This window comes from Comamonas sp. SY3 (assembly GCF_041730275.1).
GTDB lineage: Bacteria > Pseudomonadota > Gammaproteobacteria > Burkholderiales > Burkholderiaceae_C > Comamonas > Comamonas sediminis.
Genome location: NZ_JBGTYN010000008.1, coordinates 197,119 through 211,925 on the forward strand (window position 1 = coordinate 197,119; position 14,807 = coordinate 211,925).

Consider the following 14,807-nt stretch of genomic DNA (forward strand, 5'->3'; position numbering starts at 1 on the left):
CGCCCAAGCCAGGGGCTCAGCCCAGCAGCAGACCCTGCTTTTCGATAAAAGCGACCACCTCGTCCAGACCATCCAGCGTCTTCAGGTTGGTCATCACAAAGGGCTTGGTGCCCTTGGGGCCGCTGCGCATGCGCTCGGTGTCGCTGCGCATGACATCCAGATTGGCACCGACATAGGGCGCCAGATCGGTCTTGTTGATCACAAACAGATCGCTCTTGGTGATGCCGGGACCGCCCTTGCGCGGTATCTTCTCGCCGGCCGCCACATCGATCACATAGATCGTCAGGTCCGACAGCTCGGGGCTGAAGGTCGCAGCCAGGTTGTCCCCGCCCGATTCGATAAAGACGATGTCGGCATCGGGAAACTGGCCCAGCATGCGGTCAATCGCTTCGAGGTTGATCGACGCATCCTCGCGGATCGCCGTGTGCGGGCAGCCGCCCGTCTCCACCCCCATGATGCGCTCGGCCGGCAGCGCGCCGCTGACGGTCAGCAGGCGCTGGTCCTCCTTGGTGTAGATGTCGTTGGTGATGGCGATCAGGTCCCATTTGTCGCGCATGGCCTTGCACAGCATCTCGAGGATGGTGGTTTTGCCCGAGCCCACGGGCCCGCCGATGCCGACGCGCAGCGGAGGCAGCTTTTTGCTGCGGTGGGGAATGTGGTGCAGTGCAGTGCTCATGATCGAAAAAGCCGTGAGTATTGGTGTTCATGCCGGGCCGAGAGAATGGCCAGCATCGGAGAAAAAGCCTGGCGCTGGTCATCGCCCAGCGCCAGCGCATGGTCGGCCGCGCCCGGTATCGCCTGCGCCAGCCGCGCCAGAATGCGCTGGCCGGCGCTCTGCCCCAGCGGTACCGATTTGATGGCCGCCTGCACCATGTTCTCGGCCCAGCCAAAGGCATAGGCAAGCAGCGCATCGCGCGCGCCTGCGCCCGCCAAATGCGCGGCCAACGCAAAGGCCAGCGGGTAGCTCGCATCCTCGGCCGCCAGCCAGTGCACCAGCGCCAAGGCCTGGGCATCATCGGCATAGCGGTTCTGCAGCCAGGCCACCAGCGAGCGGCCCATCTGCTCGGTCTGCAGGCGAAGCTCACTGCTCTCGCGCGTCTGCAGCACCCAGGCATTGAGGGCAACAATGCGCGCGCGCTCATCGCGCTGCCAAGCCTGCATCGCCTGGGCCAGCACCGCCATATCGCCCCGTGCCTGGCTCAGCTGCAGCTGCTGGTCAATCCAGTCTGCGGCCTGCGCCTCGTTGCCTACCAGCGCCGCATTCACGCCCGCCTCCAGCCCTTCGGAATACGAGAATCCGCCTATCGGCAAAGCCGGCGAGGCCAGCCACATCAGCTGCAAAAAACTGGCGGGCGAGAGGCTGAGGGGCTGCATGCTCATCTGTGGTGGTGCGGATGGGCATGGCCATGCCCGTGGTCATGGGGGTGGTCATGGCTGTGCCCGTGGCCATGTCCATGGTGGCTGTGGCCATCGTTGGTGACATGCCCGCCATAGGCGCCACCTTCGGGCTCAAAGGGCAGCTCCGCCTCTACGACGGTCATGTGCATGCTGCGCAGCATGTCGGCCAGCACATGGTCGGGCTCGATCTTGAGGTGGTCGGGCTGCAGCTCGATCGGCACATGGCGGTTGCCCAGGTGGTAGGCGGCACGCATCAGGTCAAACGCCGAGCCATGCTGCGCGCAGGCGCTGATGTGCAGCACTTTTTGCGGCGCGGCCTGCACGAGGACCACCGAGCCGTCTTCGGCGACCAGCACATCACCACCGCGCACGGCCTGGCCGCGTGGCAGAAAGATCGCCAGCGCGCGGCCGCTGCTGTCGGTGGCCGAGAAGCGCGATTTCTGGCGCACATCCCAGTCCAGTTCGACAAAGCTTGCGCGCTTGCGCAGGGCCGGTGCCAGGCCTTGGCCACCGGGCAGACATTTGGAGACCTGCAGCATCGCTTGCGCCGTCATGGCAGCTCCAGGCGCATGAAGCAGCTGTTCGGATCGGGCTGGTAGCTGCCAAACGGTGCGCAGTGGGCAAAGCCATTGCGCGCGTAGAAGCGGCGCGCCGGCGCAAAAAAGGCCTCGGTACCCGTCTCCAGGCTGATGCGTGCAGCCCCCATCGCCCGGGCTTGGGCCAGCACATGGTCCAGCACCTGCTGGGCTGCGCCCGAGCCGCGCTGCTCGGCGCCCACCCGCATCGATTTGAGCTCCAGATGGCCGGCATCCAGGGTCTTGAGCGCGCAGGTGGCGACCAGCGCCTGGGGCTCTTGCCCGGCCGTCCAGGCGGTCCAGAGGTACATCCCGGGCGCACGCAGCTGCTCCGGGTCCAGCGCATGCACGCTCTCAGGTGGCGAGATACGGCGCATATCGCTCAGATGCTCTTCCAAAAACGCCAGCACGCGCGGGGCGGTCACCGGGTCGCGCTTGAAAATCAATGGGCTTGCCATGGGTCTCTACCGCTTCAAAACAGAAAATAACGCTGGGCCATCGGCAGGCTGCTGGCCGGCTCGCAGGTCAGCAGCTGGCCATCGGCACGCACCGCATAGGTCTGGGCATCCACCTCCATGTGCGGCGCCAGGTCGTTGTGCACCATGTGCTGCTTTTGCAGGCCGCGTATGCCCTTGACGGCCGACAAGCTCTTGGCCAGCCCAAAGCGCTGGCCAATGCCGGCGGCCAGGCCGGCTTGCGAGACGAAGGTCAGCGAGGTCCTGGCCATCGCCCCGCCAAAGGCGCCAAACATCGGGCGGTAGTGCACCGGCTGCGGCGTCGGGATCGAGGCATTGGGGTCACCCATGGCCGCCATGGCAATAAAGCCGCCCTTGAGAATGCAACTGGGCTTGACGCCAAAAAAGGCCGGCTTCCAGATCACGATATCGGCCCACTTGCCTACTTCCAGGCTGCCCACCTCATGGCTGATGCCATGGGCAATAGCCGGGTTGATCGTGTACTTGGCGATGTAGCGCTTGATGCGAAAGTTGTCATGCCGGTCGCTGTCGCCCGGCAGCGCGCCGCGCTGCAGCTTCATCTTGTGCGCCGTCTGCCAGGTGCGCAAAATGACCTCGCCCACCCGGCCCATGGCCTGGCTGTCGGAGCTGAACATGCTGATCGCGCCGATGTCGTGCAGGATATCCTCGGCCGCGATGGTTTCCTTGCGGATGCGGCTCTCGGCAAAGGCCAGGTCCTCGGCAATGCCGGCATCCAGATGGTGGCAGACCATCAGCATGTCCACATGCTCGTCCAAGGTGTTGATCGTGTAGGGCCGCGTCGGGTTGGTGGAGCTGGGCAGCACATTGCTCTCGCCCACCACTTTCAGGATATCGGGCGCATGGCCGCCGCCTGCGCCTTCGGTGTGGAAGGTGTGGATGGTGCGGCCCTTGAAGGCGGCCACCGTGTCTTCGACAAAGCCGCTCTCGTTGAGCGTGTCGGTATGGATCGCCACCTGGGTGTCGGTCAGCTCGGCCACATCCAGGCAGTTGTCGATCGCGGCGGGCGTGCTGCCCCAGTCCTCGTGCAGTTTGAGGCCAATCGCGCCGGCGCTGATCTGCTCATGCAGCGCCAGCGGCAGGCTGGCATTGCCCTTGCCCAGAAAACCCAGGTTCATCGGGAAGGCATCGGCCGCCTGCAGCATGCGCTCCATGTTCCAGGCGCCGGGCGTGCAGGTCGTCGCAAAGGTGCCGGTGGCCGGGCCGGTGCCACCGCCAATCATCGTGGTCACCCCGCTGGTCAGCGCCTCCTCGATCTGCTGGGGTGCGATAAAGTGGATGTGCGTGTCGATGCCGCCCGCGGTGACAACCATGCCTTCGCAGCTGATGATCTCGGTGCCCGGCCCGATGATGATGTCCACCCCTGGCTGCGTGTCCGGGTTGCCTGCCTTGCCGATCGCGGCAATGCGGCCGCCCTTGAGTCCAATGTCCGCCTTGACGATGCCCCAGTGGTCGATGATCAGCGCATTGGTCAGCACCGTGTCCATCGCGCCCTGCGCACTGCTGCGCTGGCTTTGCGCCATGCCGTCCCGGATGGTCTTGCCACCGCCAAACTTCACCTCTTCACCGTAGCCGCCTGCGCGCAGGGTGAAGTCCTGCTCCACCTGCACGACCAGCGCGGTATCGGCCAGGCGCAGGCGGTCACCCACCGTAGGCCCATAGGTTTCCGCGTATGCGCGTCTGTCCATCGTTGCCATCAGAACCATCCTGTCTTAGAACGCAGGCTCGCAGGCTGCGTGCTGCGCATCATTCCAGCGCCCCTTGCACCAGGCCGCGAAAGCCGTAGATCTGCCGGTCACCACCGATGTCCACCAGCTCCACCGTGCGCTGCTGGCCGGGCTCAAAGCGCACGGCCATGCCGCTGGCAATATGCAGGCGCATGCCGTGGGCCGCCTGGCGGTCAAACACCAGACCGGCATTGGTCTCGGCAAAGTGGTAGTGCGAGCCGACCTGGATGGGCCGGTCGCTGGCGTTGTGCACCACCAGGCTGGTGGTGCGGCGCCCCGGGTTCAGCGTATGTTCGCCGGCGTCCAGCAGCAGTTCACCTGGGATCATCGTGCGGCTCCTCGTCAGGCCAGGCGGGTCAGCATGGCTGCGCCCAAGACGGCGGTGGCGCCGCCCGCCAGCCTGGCCAGCCAGCGGTGGCGCTGCATGAACACCTTGCCCAGCACCATGCCGGCAACATGCAGCAGGGCCGAGCCCAGCGCCATGCCCGCCAGCGCGCCGGCAGATGCCAGTGCAGAATCGGCCGCCAGCTCAAAGCCGTGGGCCGCACCATGGAAAAACGCAAACACCCCGGCCAGCGCAGCGGCCAGCACCCAGGGCATCTGCTTTTGCACGGCCACCAGCAGGCCCAGTACCAGCACCGATGCGGCAATCATCGGCTCCACGCCAGGCACCCACAGGCCCGCAAAACCTGCCAGTGCGCCGGCCACCAGCAGGGCCACAAAGGCAGCCGGTGCGCGCCAGGCGGGCGTTACGGTCAGCGCACTCCAGGCACCCACGGCCAGCATGGCCGCCATGTGGTCGGCACCGGTAAAGGGGTGGGCAAAGGCATGGCCAAAGCTGCTCAAAAAGCCATGGTGGCCGCCGCCATCGCTGCCGACATGGGCGAGTGCAGACAGGGGCAAGGCAGCAGCGGCAAGCGCCACACTGGCAGAGAGTTTCTTGAAGTTCATGGTGCTATCTTGCGCAGGGGAAAGAAGGAGTTCAGACAATGGGCTCGTGCACGGTGACGAGCTTGGTGCCATCGGGGAAGGTGGCCTCGATCTGGATATCGGCAATCATCTCGGGGATGCCCTCCATCACATCGGCGCGGGTCAACACTGTGCGGCCGGCGCTCATCAGCTGGGCAACGGTTTGGCCATCGCGCGCACCTTCCATCACAAAGGCGCTGATCAGGGCCACCGCCTCGGGGTAGTTCAGCTTGAGCCCCCGGGCCAGGCGCCGCTCGGCCAGCAAGGCGGCGGTAAAGATCAGCAGCTTGTCTTTTTCGCGAGGTGTCAGTTCCATACACACTGCAAAGCAAGGCACATGCCAAGGGCCGCAGCGGCAGCGCATGCACGCTTTCCGTGCTGCATCGCCAAACCTCTGCACCACAAGCATGCAAGCCTGGCGCAGATGCACCAATTCAGCGCAGCCCGCACCCCAGCGCAGTGCAGTTCCTGGCACGTGGCTTGCAAAAGCCCAGGCATGTCCTGCGCACCCATCTCGCCTCCGATCCCGGCCCCTGGGCTTTGCTGCCCAGCGGCGACTCCGCACCAGCGCCAGCCATGAGCTGGCATGCCCAATTGGCGCTGCAGTACCACCCGCACGCCGGCAAGACCTCGGTGCATTTCAGCCACGATGGCCCGCTGCGCATCCTCAAAAGCCTCTACCCCGAAGGCCCGGGCATTTGCCACAACGTGCTGGTGCACCCGCCCGGTGGTCTGGTGGGCGGTGATGTGCTGGATATCTCGGTGGAGGTAGGGGCAGGCGCGCATGCGCTGGTGACCACACCGGGGGCGACGCGCTTTTACAAGAGCAATGGCCAGCCGGCCTTGCAGCGCACCCGCCTGCAGCTGCAGGCCGGCGCCCGGCTGGAATGGCTGCCGCTGGAGGCCATTGCCTACAACGCCTGCGATGCAGCCAATGAGCTGCAGATGGAGCTGGCACCCGGCGCAGAGCTGCTGAGCTGGGACATCACCGCGCTGGGCCTGCCGCTGGCGGGCCAACCCTTTGTGCAAGGGGTGTTCTCCCAGCACATCGCCTGGCCAGGGCATTTTCTGGAGCGTGGCCGCATCCGGGCCGATGATGGGCTGCTGCTCAACGGCCAGCTCGGTCTGGCCGGCCAGCGCTGCATGGGCAGCCTGGTCTACGCCAGCGGCTCGCCGATCGCCCGCGCCCAGCGCGAAGCGCTGCTGGAGAGCACCCAGCTGCTGCTGGAGGCCGCGCCTGCAGAGGTGATGGCAGGCGTGACCGCGCCGAACGAGCACATGCTGGTGCTGCGCGGCCTGGCGCCGGTGGTGGAGCCGGCCATGCAGCTGTGGAAGACAGTCTGGGGCCACTGGCGCAGCAGCCTCTGGGGCCTGCCGGCGCAGCGGCCGCGCATCTGGTCGATGTAAGAAGCTGTTCTAAGGGGCTGCCTGCCCCACTCGCCTGCGCGATTGCGCGCTCAGGCGCCGTCGATCAGCTGCTCGATGTCTTTGGCCAGGGTATCGACCGGCGTGCCGTAGCGGCTGTACAGGCGCAGGCGGCCTTCCGGGTCGAAGATGTAGTCGCCCGCGGTGTGGTCCATCGTGTAGCTGCCCGGGGTCTGGCCCTCGACCCGCTTGTAGTAGACCTTGAAGTCCTTGGCCATCCTGGCCGTTTCCTCGTCGCTGCCGCGCAGCGCCAGAAAACTGGGATCGAAGTTGGCCAGGTAGGCCTGCAGGATCTCGGGCGTATCACGGGCAGGATCGACCGAGGCAAAGATCACCTGCAGCTTGTCGCCCTTGGCGCCGAGCTTTTGCTTGACCGCTGCCAGATCACCCAAGGTGGTCGGGCAGACATCGGGGCACTGGGTAAAGCCAAAGAACACCAGCACGACCTTGCCCTTGAAGTCCGCCATGCTGCGGCGCTGGCCATGCTGGTCGGGCATCGAAAAATCCTGGCCATACTCTTTGCTGCCCGTCAGGTCGATGGCGTTGAAATCGGCCTTGGATTTGCAGGCGGTCAGAAAACCGGCGGTCGAGGCCAGCATGGCCGAGCCCGCCAGCCAGCGAAGGGCATTGCGCTTGTTCATTGCAGATTTACCAGCTCACATAGTGGTCCACCAGCAGCGCCACGAACAGCAGGCTGAGGTAGACCAGTGAAAAACGGAAAGTCTTGCGTGCCAGCGCATCGGAGTAATTGCGCCACAGTGCAAAGGCATAGCCAAAGAACCCGGCACCCAGCACAACGGCCGCCACCAGGTAGATCCAGGAGCTCATCTGGATGATGAAGGGCAGCAGGCCGGCGGCAAACAAGACCACGGTGTAGAGCAAGACCTGCACGCGGGTGTAATAGTTCCCATGGGTGACCGGCAGCATCGGCAGGCCGGACTTGCGGTAGTCCTCCACCCGGTACAGCGCCAGCGCCCAGAAGTGCGGAGGCGTCCACAGGAAGATGATCAGGAACAGCAGCAACGCCTGGGGCGAGACATCGCCGGTCATCGCAGCCCAGCCCAGCACCGGCGGCATGGCGCCCGATGCGCCGCCGATCACGATGTTCTGCGGCGTCAGCGGCTTGAGGATCACGGTGTAGATGATGGCGTAACCGACGAAGGTGGCAAAGGTCAGCCACATCGTGATGGCATTGATCCAGACGATCAGAATGGCCGAGCCGGCGATGCACAGCGCTGCAGAAAACATCAGGGTCTGCAGGTTGGACAGCTCGCCGCGCGCCGTGGGGCGCCAGGCCGTGCGCTTCATGCGCGCATCGATGCTCTGCTCCACCAGGCAGTTGAAGGCCGCTGCGGCCCCCGCCACCAGCCAGATGCCCGCGCAAGCGACGGCCATGCGCAGCAGCTCGGCGCCGCTCGGCACACCGGGCACGGCCAGCACCATGCCGATCAGTGCGCAAAACACAATCAGCTGCACCACCTTGGGTTTGGTCAAGGCATAGAACTGCGCAAAGCGGTTCGGCATTGGCGTTGCGGCAAGTTCGGTCATCGGGGCACTCAGTCTTTGTTCCATACAGCGTCATCAGCTCGCAGCACTGCGGGCAGGTTCAGCGCCCGCAGTACACCAGATCCAGGTCAGCACCACCATGATGGCAGCAGCGCCCCCAGTGTGCAGAACGGCCGCCAGCATCGGCCAGTCCAGCACCACATTCGACAGTCCCGTGGCAAATTGCAGCAGCGTCAGGCCGATCAGCCAGCGGCGCTGCTGCCGCAGCAGCGGCACCGTGCGCAGCATCCAGCCCAGCCACAACAAGGCGGCAATCACCAGGTAGGCAAACAGCCGGTGCATGTAGTGGATGGCCACCAGCGCTTCGTAGCTGATGTGCGACCCGTCGGCCAGAAAGCCTAGCGGGCGCCAGATCTGGAACCCGTCGAAGTTCATCGCCGGCCACCAGGCGCCATTGCACATGGGAAAGCTGGTGCAGGCCAGCACCGCATAGTTGGTACTGACCCAGCCACCCAGGGTCACCTGCGCAAACACCAGCAGCGCCGTGACCGCCACCAGGCCCCGCAACAGGCGCGGCACTGGGACTAACCCTAGATTATCGGCAAATTGCGTGTGGCGCGTTGCCTGCACGGTTAATAGCATCAGCAGCACGGTGCCACCCAGCAGGTGCAGGGTGACGATGGCGGGGAACAGCTTCATCGTCACGGTGAGAGCGCCAAAGGCCCCCTGGATCAGCACCCAGACCAGCGTGGCGGTCGGCCACCAGGGGCTGATCGGCTGGGATCCACCGCGTTTGCGCTGCAGCCAGGCACTGGCCGTCAGCACAATGATCAGGCCGCCCACGGCGGTAGCCAGGTAGCGGTGGATCATCTCCACCCAGGCCTTGCCATGGGTGACCGGGCCGGTCGGCATGGCCGCTTGCGCGGCCGATATCTCGGCATGCGCGCCAATCGGGCTGGCATTGCCGTAGCAGCCCGGCCAGTCCGGGCAGCCCAGGCCGGAATCGGTCAGCCGCGTAAAGGCGCCAAACATCACCAGGTCGAAGGACAGAAACAGGGTCAGAACGGCGAGCACCTGCAGGCGCTTGAGCGGCGTGGCGCCCCGGTGGCGCCACCAGATCCAGACGATGGGGCCCAGCGCAATGATGGCCCCGGTCAGCAACACACGCGCCAGCGGCGCGAAATCATACAAATCCTGCGAAGTCATGCTAGCTATCCACTACCGCCCTTCCTGGTCCCAACTCGACGACGCGCGCAACAAACGCTCCAGATCCTTGCGCGCCTTGGCCGCATCGGAGCGGCTGAGCTGGGCGGGGAAACGCATCATCCAGTGGCCCAGCGGGTCCACCACATACAAATGTTCGCCCAGCTGCTGGCCGGCCGCCGGCTGCAGCCACTGGGCCACCAAGGCCTGGGGGACGCGCAGCACCGTCGCCTGGTCCAGCGCGGCACGCAGGGCCTGCGGCGGCTCGCCGTCATCGGTCACCAGCCAGACCCAGTCCAGCCGGTCCTTCTCGCGGCCCAGGCTCTCGCGCAGCTGGCGCTGCAGGTAGAGGTTGTTCTGGCAAACCTCGTCGCAGGCCGCAGCCGAAGCGCTCAGCAGCAGCCACTGGCCCTTCAGGCTTTGCAGGTCAAACGGCCGGCCGTCCAAGGTCTTCACCTGCGCGGCCGGAATCGCCGGCTGCTGGCTGACCAGCTCGCCAAAATTGCGCCGCCCTTCGGGTCGGATCACGTAGTAGGTGAAGTAGGAGGCGATCACCGGCGCCGCACAGACCAGCAGCACCAGCAACATCTTGAGGCGGCCGCTGCGCGAGCGCTCGGCCTGCTCCAGGGCGGCTTCCGCCTGCCCGGCAGGCGGCAGGCCATGCACGGTCAGGCCCAGCAGCGCTTCATCAGCGGGCGGCGGGGCCTGGGTGGCTGCGGCGTCGAAGGACACGTCGGACAATTTGGAACCAGACATAGAGGATCGCAATCAGGCTGCACAGACCAAACCATTGAAATGCATAACCATAATGCTTTTCCACGCCGCTGCCTACTACGGGCCAGTCGCGCAGCAGGCCTTCACTGGACAGCCCGGTCTGCACCACGGTGAGTGCTGCCAACGGCAGGCCGGTTTCCTGCGCGTAACCATCGGTGTCGAGATTCTGCCGGATTCGGGAAACCCCTGGGTTCCCGGCGGACGTCTGCAGCTCGAAAAGCCGCGCCGGCTGGCCCGCCACCCGCCCTTCCAACTGCACCGTGCCGGCAGGCGTTTGCACCTCGGGCAGCGCCAGCCGGTCTTCAAAGTTGCGCGGCACCCATCCGCGCTGCACCAGCACCGTTTGCGGCTGGCCTGGCGCAACCGGGCCGGCCAGGCGCAGCGGTGTCAGCACATAAAAGCCGGGGCGCGCCTGCATCTGGCGGTTGTCCAGGAAGACCGTGAACTGCGGCAGCCACTCGCCCTGCAGCACCACCTGGCGGTGCAGCAGGCTGGCGCGCTCGGCCTCGCCCATGGGCTGCAGCAGGCTGGCCCCGTCCAGCGCCGGAAGGGCGGCACGCGCATCCAACTGGGCCTGGTAGGCCAGCTTCTGGTCGGCGCGGCGCAACTGCCAGAAGCCGAGCGAGGCCGTCAGCAGCATCGAGGCCGCAGCGGCGGCGGTGATCAGCACCCAACGCAGCTTCGCCCGGCGCTCGGTGCGGGTCGCGGGGATGAGGGAAGAGGCAGAAGGCGCGGGCATACGCTGGTTATACCCGCTGCAGGGGGTGGCAGCCAGCACCGCGTTGGACGTGATGCCGCAGGGTGACCTTATTGGGGTGCGGGCGGATGGCGCGCTGTCTGGCACTGCCGCACAATGGGTGGGCTGCGCCAGCTGCCAGAGAGGCCATCCGGGCGCTACGCGGCGCATTCCAAGAACACCGAGACAACCCTGAGGACAGCCCTATGCATTTGCTCATCGCACTCGCCCTTGTGGTGATCCTGGCCTGCCTGGCTGCGGCCGGTCTGTTCATGCTGCGCGGCAACCAGTCCGACGCAGGCAGCAAGCGCATGGCCTGGGCGCTGACCTTGCGCATTGCGCTGTCGGTGCTGGTGTTTGCCGGCATTCTGCTGGCCTGGAAGCTGGGCTACCTGCAGCCCCATGGCATACCGCTGGGGGCTTGAGGCCCCGGCAGCGGTCAACCTTACGCTACATCCAGTACACCAGGATGTAGAGGCCCAGCCAGACCACATCGACAAAGTGCCAGTACCAAGCCGCGCCCTCAAAGCCAAAATGCTTTTTGGCGGTGAAATGGCCCTTCTGCAGCCGCAGGGTGATGGCCAGCAGCATCAGCATGCCGATGAACACATGCAGGCCGTGGAAGCCCGTCAGCATGTAGAAGGTGGAGCCGTAGGTGCCCGAGTTGAGCTTGAGGTTCAGCTCGGTGTAGAGGTGGAAGTACTCATAGCCCTGCACGCAGAGGAAGATGATGCCCAGCACCACCGTCATCCACATGAAGCGGATGCACTTGCTGCGCTGGTCGGCCTGCAATGCATGGTGGGCAATGGTCAGGGTGACGCCCGAGGTCAGCAGCAGTGCGGTATTGATGGTGGGCAGCCAGAAGGGGCCTACGGTCTGGAACGGCTCGACGATGCCCGCGGGCGAGGCGGTGGCGCCCATTTCCACGCGGGGCCACACGGCCTTGAAATCGGGCCAGAGAAGGGCATTGTCCAGGCTGCCCAGCGCCGGCAGCGAATGGGACCGCGCCCACCACAGCGCCGTAAAGAAGGCACCGAAGAACATCACCTCCGAGAAGATGAACCAGCTCATGCTCCAGCGGTAGGACAGGTCGATGCGGTGGCTGTAGAGGCCCTGCTCGCTTTCGCGGATCGCATCGCCAAACCACTGGTACAGCACAAACAGCCACCAGGCAATGCCGGCAAAGAGCAGGTACATGCCCCAGGTATGCCTATTGACCCAGTTGCCGGCGCCGGCAATCACAAAGCCCAGGCCAATGGCCGCCATCACCGGGTGGCGGGACTCGGCCGGAACATAGTAGTACGGTGTGGTGCCATGGGAAGTCGCACTCATCGCTGCTCCTGAAATATCGTTTATTGATTCATTCTTGCGCTATGCCAATACTGGCATCAAACCAGCCACTGCACCAGGGCCATCAACCCCAGCACAAACAGGAAGATCGCCACCAAACCCACGGCGATCACCTGCAACGGCGTGATCTGCACGCCATCCTCTTGCCATTCCGCGCCCTTGCGCACCCCCAAAAAGGACCAGGCCACGGCCTTGACCGTGCGCCAGAGATTGCCTTTGCGCGGCGGTTGCGGGCCGGGCACGCTCGCCATCAGGAGGCCCCTGCCTGCGCCCCGGCGCCCTGCACCGCAGGCACCAGCACCGCCGTTGACGCAGGCGCTGCCGGGATACGGCCACCGACCTCAAAGAAGGTATAGGACAGGGTGATCGTCGTCACATCCTTGGACAGCTTGGGGTCGATCACAAAGGCCACCGGCCATTCCTTGCGCTCACCGGGCTCCAGCGTGTATTGGTTGAAGCAGAAGCACTCGAGCTTGTTGAAATACGGCGCAGCCTGCTTGGGCGCATAGCTGGGAATCGCCTGGGCCGACATGCGGTGGTCCTGCTCGTTGCGGAACTCGTACATCACCGTGCTCAGCGCGCCGGGGTGGACCTGCATCGAGCGCACCGCCGGCTTGAAGCTCCAGGGGCCGCGCGCATTCGCATCGAACTCCACGGTGATGGTGCGGCTCTCGTCGACCTGGCTGTTGAGCTTGACGTTCTTGCCCGCGGTGCCGTTGCCCGGCACATCGCGCTCGGTCAGCGCCAGGATGTTGATGCCCGTGACCTCGCAGATGCGCTTGTACAGCGGGATCAGCGCGTAGCCGAAGGCAAACATGCCAAAGGCGACCACGGCCAGCTTGCCCACCATCTTCGCGTTGTCTGCATGTCTGCTCACCTGCTGCTCCCTGTGCTGCTAGAGCACCGTCATTTTTACGAGAAATCCGATGAAGAACGCCACGGCGATCGACGCCAGAATCCATGCCAGTCGCCGGTTGGCCTTGCGCTGCGCGGGTGTGATCATCCAATCACCTTCGTGGCGGTCGCATCGAGCTTGGGCGGGGTCTCAAAGGTGTGGAAAGGCGCGGGCGATGGCACCTCCCACTCCAGACCTTCGGCACCTTCCCAGGGCTTTTGCGGGGCCTTCTCGCCACGGTGGCGCATGCCAGGCCAGACGACGAAGGCGAAGAAGTACACCTGCATCAGACCAAAGCCGAAGGCGCCGATCGAAGCGATCATGTTGAAATCGGCGAACTGCATCGGGTAGTCGGCATAGCGGCGCGGCATGCCGGCCAGGCCCAGGAAGTGCATCGGGAAGAAGGTGATGTTGAAGAAGATCAGCGAGCCCCAGAAGTGGATGCGGCCGCGCGATTCGGAATACATCACGCCCGTCCACTTGGGCGCCCAGTAGTAGTAGCCGGCAAACATCGAGAACAGCGAGCCCGCCACCAGCACATAGTGGAAGTGCGCCACCACATAGTAGGTGTCCTGCAGCTGGATATCGATCGGCGCCATCGACAGGATCAGGCCGGTGAAGCCGCCCATCGTGAACACGAAGATGAAGCCCACCGAGAACAGCATCGGCGTCTCGAAGGTCATCGAGCCGCGCCACATCGTCGCGACCCAGTTGAAGATCTTCACCGCCGTCGGCACCGAGATCAGCATCGTCGCGTACATGAAGAACAGCTGGCCGGTCACCGGCATGCCGGTGGTGAACATATGGTGCGCCCAGACGATGAAGGACAGGATCGCAATCGCCGCCACCGCATAGACCATCGAGGCATAGCCAAACAGCTTCTTGCGGCTGAAGGCCGGCACGATCTGGCTGATGATGCCAAAGGCCGGCAAGATCATGATGTAGACCTCGGGGTGGCCGAAGAACCAGAAGATATGCTGGTACATCACCGGATCACCACCGCCGGCGGGGTTGAAGAAGCTGGTGCCGAAGTGGCGGTCGGTCAGGGTCATCGTGATGGCGCCGGCGAGCACCGGCATCACGGCGATCAGCAGGTAGGCGGTGATCAGCCAGGTCCAGGCGAACATCGGCATCTTCATCAAGGTCATGCCCGGCGCGCGCATGTTCAGGATCGTGACGATGATGTTGATCGAGCCCATGATCGACGAGGCACCCATGATGTGCATCGCAAAAATGCTGGTGTCCATCGAAGGACCCATTTGCAGGGTCAGTGGCGCATACAAGGTCCAGCCCGCAGCGGGTGCCCCACCAGGCATGAAAAACGAGCCCACCAGCATCAGGCCGGCCGGGATCATCAGCCAGAAGCTGAAATTGTTCATGCGGGCAAAGGCCATGTCGCTCGCGCCAATCTGCAGCGGCAGCATCCAGTTCGCAAAGCCGACAAAGGCCGGCATGATCGCGCCGAACACCATGATCAGCCCGTGCATCGTCGTCAGCTGGTTGAACAGCTCGGGGTTGACCAGCTGCAGCCCGGGCTGGAACAGTTCGGCACGGATCAGCAGGGCCAGCACCCCGCCGACCATCAGCATCGTGAACGAAAACAGCAGGTAGAGGGTGCCGATGTCCTTGTGGTTGGTGGCAAACACCCAGCGGCGCCATCCCGTGGGCGCACCATGGTGGTGGTCGTCATGGGCATGGTCGGCGTGGCCGTGGTCGCTATGGCTGGGGTCTGTGGGGAGAACAGCGCTCATAAAT

20 protein-coding genes are annotated in these 14,807 nt (G+C 64.8%); 2 read left to right on the forward strand and 18 right to left on the reverse strand.

The window, feature by feature from the left end; all coding sequences use genetic code 11:
- Positions 1 to 16 precede the first annotated feature (16 nt).
- The 8 genes from ureG to ACCQ08_RS13060 are packed head-to-tail and all read right to left on the reverse strand — an operon-like array spanning position 17 to position 5,479.
- Positions 17 to 676 carry an urease accessory protein UreG gene (ureG, locus tag ACCQ08_RS13025; RefSeq protein WP_133855334.1) on the reverse strand — a complete coding sequence of 220 codons (660 nt, stop codon included), beginning with the start codon at positions 674 to 676 and terminating at the stop codon, positions 17 to 19.
- Complete coding sequence (locus ACCQ08_RS13030; protein ID WP_373450018.1) at positions 673 to 1,380, reverse strand: urease accessory protein UreF; 708 nt, start codon at positions 1,378 to 1,380, stop codon at positions 673 to 675. Before ACCQ08_RS13030 ends, ureG begins: the two co-directional genes overlap by 4 nt.
- Positions 1,377 to 1,937, reverse strand: coding sequence for an urease accessory protein UreE (gene ureE / locus ACCQ08_RS13035; RefSeq protein WP_373450045.1), 561 nt, complete (start codon positions 1,935 to 1,937; stop codon positions 1,377 to 1,379). Before ureE ends, ACCQ08_RS13030 begins: the two co-directional genes overlap by 4 nt.
- 11 nt (positions 1,938 to 1,948) lie before the next feature.
- On the reverse strand, positions 1,949 to 2,431 hold the full coding sequence (locus ACCQ08_RS13040) for a GNAT family N-acetyltransferase (RefSeq protein ID WP_373450019.1): 483 nt from the start codon (positions 2,429 to 2,431) through the stop codon (positions 1,949 to 1,951).
- Positions 2,432 to 2,445: 14 nt separating this feature from the next.
- On the reverse strand, positions 2,446 to 4,164 hold the full coding sequence (gene ureC, locus ACCQ08_RS13045) for an urease subunit alpha (protein WP_373450020.1): 1,719 nt from the start codon (positions 4,162 to 4,164) through the stop codon (positions 2,446 to 2,448).
- A gap of 49 nt (positions 4,165 to 4,213) precedes the next feature.
- Complete coding sequence (locus ACCQ08_RS13050; protein ID WP_230775352.1) at positions 4,214 to 4,522, reverse strand: urease subunit beta; 309 nt, start codon at positions 4,520 to 4,522, stop codon at positions 4,214 to 4,216.
- Between the two features lie 14 nt (positions 4,523 to 4,536).
- The gene (locus tag ACCQ08_RS13055) at positions 4,537 to 5,145 is read right to left on the reverse strand and encodes a HupE/UreJ family protein (protein WP_239809267.1); all 609 of its coding nucleotides are present in this window, start codon (positions 5,143 to 5,145) and stop codon (positions 4,537 to 4,539) included.
- 31 nt (positions 5,146 to 5,176) lie between these two features.
- Positions 5,177 to 5,479, reverse strand: coding sequence for an urease subunit gamma (locus tag ACCQ08_RS13060; protein WP_239809268.1), 303 nt, complete (start codon positions 5,477 to 5,479; stop codon positions 5,177 to 5,179).
- Positions 5,480 to 5,739: 260 nt separating this feature from the next.
- Between ACCQ08_RS13060 and ACCQ08_RS13065 the strand changes: the two genes are divergently transcribed.
- A complete protein-coding gene (locus ACCQ08_RS13065) occupies positions 5,740 to 6,570 on the forward strand; it encodes an urease accessory protein UreD (RefSeq protein WP_373450021.1) in 831 nt (276 codons plus the stop codon).
- Between the two features lie 50 nt (positions 6,571 to 6,620).
- Here the strand turns inward: ACCQ08_RS13065 and ACCQ08_RS13070 are convergent, their stop codons facing one another.
- The 5 genes from ACCQ08_RS13070 to ACCQ08_RS13090 are packed head-to-tail and all read right to left on the reverse strand — an operon-like array spanning position 6,621 to position 10,810.
- On the reverse strand, positions 6,621 to 7,229 hold the full coding sequence (locus ACCQ08_RS13070) for an SCO family protein (RefSeq protein ID WP_312412795.1): 609 nt from the start codon (positions 7,227 to 7,229) through the stop codon (positions 6,621 to 6,623).
- A 7-nt stretch (positions 7,230 to 7,236) separates the two neighbouring features.
- Positions 7,237 to 8,136: a heme o synthase gene (cyoE, locus tag ACCQ08_RS13075; protein ID WP_373450022.1), complete on the reverse strand. Its 900-nt coding sequence runs from the start codon at positions 8,134 to 8,136 to the stop codon at positions 7,237 to 7,239.
- A 33-nt stretch (positions 8,137 to 8,169) separates the two neighbouring features.
- Positions 8,170 to 9,300, reverse strand: a complete 1,131-nt coding sequence (locus ACCQ08_RS13080) for a COX15/CtaA family protein (RefSeq protein WP_312412790.1) — start codon at positions 9,298 to 9,300, stop codon at positions 8,170 to 8,172.
- A gap of 12 nt (positions 9,301 to 9,312) precedes the next feature.
- The gene (locus tag ACCQ08_RS13085) at positions 9,313 to 10,053 is read right to left on the reverse strand and encodes a hypothetical protein (RefSeq protein WP_239809273.1); all 741 of its coding nucleotides are present in this window, start codon (positions 10,051 to 10,053) and stop codon (positions 9,313 to 9,315) included.
- Complete coding sequence (locus ACCQ08_RS13090; RefSeq protein WP_373450023.1) at positions 9,986 to 10,810, reverse strand: SURF1 family protein; 825 nt, start codon at positions 10,808 to 10,810, stop codon at positions 9,986 to 9,988. The genes ACCQ08_RS13085 and ACCQ08_RS13090 overlap by 68 nt, the downstream gene beginning before the upstream one ends.
- 203 nt (positions 10,811 to 11,013) lie before the next feature.
- On the opposite strand from ACCQ08_RS13090, the gene ACCQ08_RS13095 reads away from it, so the two are divergent.
- Positions 11,014 to 11,232 (forward strand): DUF2909 domain-containing protein, encoded by a 219-nt coding sequence (locus ACCQ08_RS13095; RefSeq protein ID WP_239809275.1) that lies wholly within the window; start codon positions 11,014 to 11,016, stop codon positions 11,230 to 11,232.
- A 25-nt stretch (positions 11,233 to 11,257) separates the two neighbouring features.
- On the opposite strand, the gene ACCQ08_RS13100 is transcribed toward ACCQ08_RS13095, so the two are convergent.
- The 5 genes from ACCQ08_RS13100 to ctaD are packed head-to-tail and all read right to left on the reverse strand — an operon-like array spanning position 11,258 to position 14,803.
- Complete coding sequence (locus tag ACCQ08_RS13100; protein ID WP_373450024.1) at positions 11,258 to 12,139, reverse strand: cytochrome c oxidase subunit 3; 882 nt, start codon at positions 12,137 to 12,139, stop codon at positions 11,258 to 11,260.
- 56 nt (positions 12,140 to 12,195) lie between these two features.
- Positions 12,196 to 12,408, reverse strand: a complete 213-nt coding sequence (locus ACCQ08_RS13105) for a DUF2970 domain-containing protein (RefSeq protein ID WP_239809277.1) — start codon at positions 12,406 to 12,408, stop codon at positions 12,196 to 12,198.
- A complete protein-coding gene (locus tag ACCQ08_RS13110; RefSeq protein ID WP_239809278.1) occupies positions 12,408 to 13,034 on the reverse strand; it encodes a cytochrome c oxidase assembly protein in 627 nt (208 codons plus the stop codon). Before ACCQ08_RS13110 ends, ACCQ08_RS13105 begins: the two co-directional genes overlap by 1 nt.
- Positions 13,035 to 13,052: 18 nt before the next feature.
- Positions 13,053 to 13,160 carry a cytochrome oxidase small assembly protein gene (locus ACCQ08_RS13115; RefSeq protein WP_230775372.1) on the reverse strand — a complete coding sequence of 36 codons (108 nt, stop codon included), beginning with the start codon at positions 13,158 to 13,160 and terminating at the stop codon, positions 13,053 to 13,055.
- The gene (ctaD, locus tag ACCQ08_RS13120; protein WP_116924682.1) at positions 13,157 to 14,803 is read right to left on the reverse strand and encodes a cytochrome c oxidase subunit I; all 1,647 of its coding nucleotides are present in this window, start codon (positions 14,801 to 14,803) and stop codon (positions 13,157 to 13,159) included. The genes ACCQ08_RS13115 and ctaD overlap by 4 nt, the downstream gene beginning before the upstream one ends.
- Positions 14,804 to 14,807 lie beyond the last annotated feature (4 nt).